The following is a 5,240-nucleotide window of genomic DNA, read 5'->3' on the forward strand; positions in this document are numbered from 1 at the left end:
GATAAGTTAGACCAACGCAAGAAGGTTGTAGCATATAAAGGGGTACACTGCGACAGTGTTACCAAGAAAGTTCTTTTAGGAAATAGAAAATCATGTAGTAAATCGGGCTTTAAGTTCTTACCCAAGGCTTAAAGATTGCGAGAGAAAAAAGAGGAATTGAGTGTAAGGTATTGTATAAAGATATATAATACAGATAAACAGATTCTATTATTAATAATAGGGTCAGTGCATCAAACAAAACATTTTACAATGGAGAGTTTGATCCTGGCTCAGGATGAACGCTAGCGGCAGGCCTAATACATGCAAGTCGGACGGGATTGAGGAGCTTGCTTCTCATGAGAGTGGCGCACGGGTGCGTAACACGTATGTAACCTACCTTATTCAGGGGGATAGCCTCTCGAAAGAGAGATTAACACCGCATAACATTATTGAATGGCATCATTTAATAATCAAATATTTATAGGAATAAGATGGGCATGCGGAACATTAGCTAGTTGGTAAGGTAACGGCTTACCAAGGCTACGATGTTTAGGGGATCTGAGAGGATGACCCCCCACACTGGTACTGAGACACGGACCAGACTCCTACGGGAGGCAGCAGTAAGGAATATTGGTCAATGGACGGAAGTCTGAACCAGCCATGCCGCGTGCAGGAAGACGGCCCTATGGGTTGTAAACTGCTTTTGCAGGGGAATAAACCTTGATACGTGTATCAAGCTGAATGTACTCTGAGAATAAGGATCGGCTAACTCCGTGCCAGCAGCCGCGGTAATACGGAGGATCCAAGCGTTATCCGGATTTATTGGGTTTAAAGGGTGCGTAGGTGGCTTTTTAAGTCAGGGGTGAAAGACGGTAGCTTAACTATCGCAGTGCCCTTGATACTGAAGAGCTTGAATGAACTAGAGGTAGGCGGAATGTGACAAGTAGCGGTGAAATGCATAGATATGTCACAGAACACCAATTGCGAAGGCAGCTTACTATGGTTTTATTGACACTGAGGCACGAAAGCGTGGGGATCAAACAGGATTAGATACCCTGGTAGTCCACGCCCTAAACGATGAATACTCGATGTTGGCGATATACGGTCAGCGTCTAAGCGAAAGCGTTAAGTATTCCACCTGGGGAGTACGCCCGCAAGGGTGAAACTCAAAGGAATTGACGGGGGCCCGCACAAGCGGAGGAGCATGTGGTTTAATTCGATGATACGCGAGGAACCTTACCCGGGCTTGAAAGTTAGTGAATAGAGCAGAGACGCTCTAGTCCTTCGGGACACGAAACTAGGTGCTGCATGGCTGTCGTCAGCTCGTGCCGTGAGGTGTTGGGTTAAGTCCCGCAACGAGCGCAACCCCTATGTTTAGTTGCCAGCATGTAATGATGGGGACTCTAAACAGACTGCCTATGCAAATAGAGAGGAAGGAGGGGACGACGTCAAGTCATCATGGCCCTTACGTCCGGGGCTACACACGTGCTACAATGGTCAGTACAGAGGGCAGCTACCTGGCAACAGGATGCCAATCTCACAAAGCTGATCACAGTTCGGATCGGGGTCTGCAACTCGACCCCGTGAAGTTGGATTCGCTAGTAATCGCGTATCAGCAATGACGCGGTGAATACGTTCCCGGGCCTTGTACACACCGCCCGTCAAGCCATGGAAGCTGGAAGTGCCTGAAGTGCGTAACCGCAAGGAGCGTCCTAGGGTAAAGTCGGTAACTGGGGCTAAGTCGTAACAAGGTAGCCGTACCGGAAGGTGTGGCTGGAATACCTCCTTTCTGGAGCAATACCTTACCTCCTTTTTTTGACAGAGCAAAACTGTTTTGCTACATGATTATTTTCTAAAGTTAGTGATATACTAACTAAACGTAACCCAAAGATGAAGCCATCAGTGGTTGTAACCGTAAGGAAGCAAGGACAAATGGCAGTGGCAGTGGTAACTGATCTACTGCGATAATCACAAAAAGTCCTGTAGCTCAGCTTGGTTAGAGCACTACACTGATAATGTAGGGGTCAGCAGTTCAAATCTGCTCGGGACTACATCAAATCATTTTTCGGGGGATTAGCTCAGCTGGCTAGAGCACCTGCCTTGCACGCAGGGGGTCAACGGTTCGAATCCGTTATTCTCCACGATGCCTCATAAGATATGAGATATTAGACGTGAGATATGAGATGCAAATCTCAATACTCAAATCTCAATACTCAAATCTGCGAAGCAAAACGTTCTTTGACATATTGGAAGAAGTAATAACAAGAGAAAACAACAGATAGAGACAGTTGTAGGCTTTTGGAAGAGTAGTAATACTTGGAAGAAACGACAACTTATCTAAAATAAAAGCATACCATACGAGCAAAAGGCGTATGAGTAGAAGAAAGTAAGAAAGGGTACACGGGGGATGCCTTGGCTCTCAGAGGCGATGAAAGACGTGATAAGCTGCGATAAGTTACGGGGATTTGCAAATAAGATTTGATCCGTAAATTTCTGAATGGGGAAACCTGACTATCTGAAGGATAGTCGCATATAGCGCAAACCTGCTGAACTGAAACATCTAAGTAAGCAGAGGAAGAGAAAATAATAATGATTTCCTGAGTAGTGGCGAGCGAAAGGGAAGAAGCCCAAACCGGCTATGTTACGGCATAACCGGGGTTGTAGGACCACAACATGACTATCAAAATGAACCGGAACGGGGTGGGAAACCCGGCCATAGAGCATGAGAGCTGCGTACGGGTAAGTAATGATAAGATAGTGGTATCCTGAGTACCGCGAGGTCGGAGACGCCTTGTGGGAATCTGCCGGCACCATCCGGTAAGGCTAAATACTCCTGAGAGACCGATAGTGAACCAGTACCGTGAGGGAAAGGTGAAAAGAACCCCGAACAGGGGAGTGAAATAGAACCTGAAACCGTGTACTTACAAGCGGTCGGAGCCCCTATGGGGTGACGGCGTGCCTTTTGCATAATGAGCCTACGAGTTACTCTTCTCTGGCAAGGTTAAGTGTTTAAGACACGGATCCGAAGCGAAAGCGAGTCTGAATAGGGCGTATAGTCAGAGGAGGTAGACGCGAAACCTTGTGATCTACCCATGAGCAGGTTGAAGGTGCCGTAACAGGTACTGGAGGACCGAACCGATAAACGTTGAAAAGTTTCCGGATGACTTGTGGGTAGGGGTGAAAGGCTAATCAAACTGGGAAATAGCTCGTACTCCCCGAAATGTTTTTAGGAACAGCGTGGTGGTTAAGTTATAAAGAGGTAGAGCTACTGATTGGGTGCGGGGGAGTCAAATCCTACCAAATCCAGACAAACTCCGAATGCTTTATAATATACACTGCAGTGAGGCTATGGGTGCTAAGGTCCATGGCCGAGAGGGAAAGAACCCAGACCATCAGCTAAGGTCCCCAAATTACCGCTAAGTTGAACTAACGAGGTCCGATTGCACAGACAGCTAGGATGTTGGCTTGGAAGCAGCCATTCATTTAAAGAGTGCGTAACAGCTCACTAGTCGAGCGATCGGGCATGGATAATAAACGGGCATTAAGCGGTATACCGAAGCTATGGATTACATGTAAATGTACTGGTAGGGGAGCATTCTAATTGCCGGCGAAGCAGGAAGGTAACTGACTGTGGAGGTTTTAGAAAAGCAAATGTAGGCATAAGTAACGATAAGGCGGGAGAGAAACCCGCCCACCGAAAGACTAAGGTTTCCTGATCAACGCTAATCGGATCAGGGTTAGTCGGGGCCTAAGGTGAAGCCGAAGGGCGTAGCCGATGGACAACTGGTTAATATTCCAGTACTTTTTATAACTGCGATGCGGTGACGGAGTAGTGAAACTGACGCGAACTGACGGAATAGTTCGTTAAAGGCCGTAGGTATATAGACTGTAGTTAAGTACGCAGACTATGCTGAAAGCTGATAGTACTCGGAACCTTCGGGGGATGGGATAGTTCAGGTAATCAGACTTCCAAGAAAACCCGCTAAGCTTCAGGTTATAAAAACCCGTACCGTAAACCGACACAGGTAGTCGAGGAGAGAATCCTAAGGTGCTCGAGTGAATCATGGCTAAGGAACTCGGCAAAATGGCCCTGTAACTTCGGGAGAAGGGGCGCTGGCAGCAATGTCAGCCGCAGTGAAAAGGCCCAGGCGACTGTTTAACAAAAACACATGGCTATGCAAAATCGAAAGATGAAGTATATGGCCTGACACCTGCCCGGTGCCGGAAGGTTAAGAGGGGATGTTAGTCGCAAGGCGAAGCATTGAATCGAAGCCCCGGTAAACGGCGGCCGTAACTATAACGGTCCTAAGGTAGCGAAATTCCTTGTCGGGTAAGTTCCGACCTGCACGAATGGTGTAACGATCTGGGCGCTGTCTCAGCCATGAGCTCGGTGAAATTGTGGTATCGGTGAAGACGCCGGTTACCCGCAACGGGACGGAAAGACCCCATGCACCTTCACTACAACTTAACATTGATATCGGATACAGGATGTGTAGGATAGGTGGGAGACTGTGATCCGGCTTCGCTAGGAGTCGGTTAGTCAACGTTGAAATACCACCCTTTCTGTATTTGGTGTCTAACTCGATATGATCGAGGACATTGTTTGGCGGGTAGTTTGACTGGGGTGGTCGCCTCCAAAAAGGTAACGGAGGCTTTCAAAGGTAAGCTCAGTACGCTTGGTAACCGTACGCGGAGTGCAATAGCATAAGCTTGCTTGACAGTGAGACAGACAAGTCGAGCTGGGTCGAAAGACGGATATAGTGATCCGGTGGTTCTGCATGGAAGGGCCATCGCTCAAAGGATAAAAGGTACGCTGGGGATAACAGGCTGATCTCCCCCAAGAGCTCATATCGACGGGGAGGTTTGGCACCTCGATGTCGGCTCGTCACATCCTGGGGCTGGAGAAGGTCCCAAGGGTTGAGCTGTTCGCTCATTAAAGTGGCACGCGAGCTGGGTTCAGAACGTCGCGAGACAGTTCGGTCCCTATCTGTTGTGGGCGTTGGAAGTTTGAGTGGGGCTGACCTTAGTACGAGAGGACCGGGTTGGACTAACCTCTGGTGAATCTGTTATGCCGCCAGGTGTACTGCAGAGTAGCTACGTTGGGAATAGATAAGCGCTGAAAGCATCTAAGTGCGAAACTAGCCACGAGATGAGACTTCCATTGAGGGTCGTAGCAGACTACTACGTTGATAGGTTACAGGTATAAAGGTGGTGACATCATAGCCGAGTAATACTAATCGCCCGAAGCTTTCTTCGTGTTG

2 tRNA genes and 2 rRNA genes are annotated in these 5,240 nt (G+C 48.1%); all 4 read left to right on the top strand.

Annotation, left to right across the window (positions count from 1 at the left end):
• The first annotated feature begins 246 nt into the window (after positions 1-246).
• Positions 247-1,768: ribosomal RNA gene (locus tag AC59JT_RS20455) — 16S ribosomal RNA — on the top strand.
• Between the two features lie 187 nt (positions 1,769-1,955).
• A tRNA-Ile gene (locus AC59JT_RS20460) sits at positions 1,956-2,030 on the top strand.
• A 16-nt stretch (positions 2,031-2,046) separates the two neighbouring features.
• Positions 2,047-2,120 (top strand) — tRNA-Ala (locus AC59JT_RS20465).
• Positions 2,121-2,358: 238 nt separating this feature from the next.
• Positions 2,359-5,236 (top strand): 23S ribosomal RNA (locus AC59JT_RS20470).
• The 16S and 23S rRNA genes sit together here with 2 tRNA genes alongside, the layout of an rRNA operon.
• The last annotated feature ends 4 nt before the right edge of the window (positions 5,237-5,240 follow it).

The sequence above is a fragment of the Mucilaginibacter sp. A3364 genome (genome assembly GCF_059690715.1).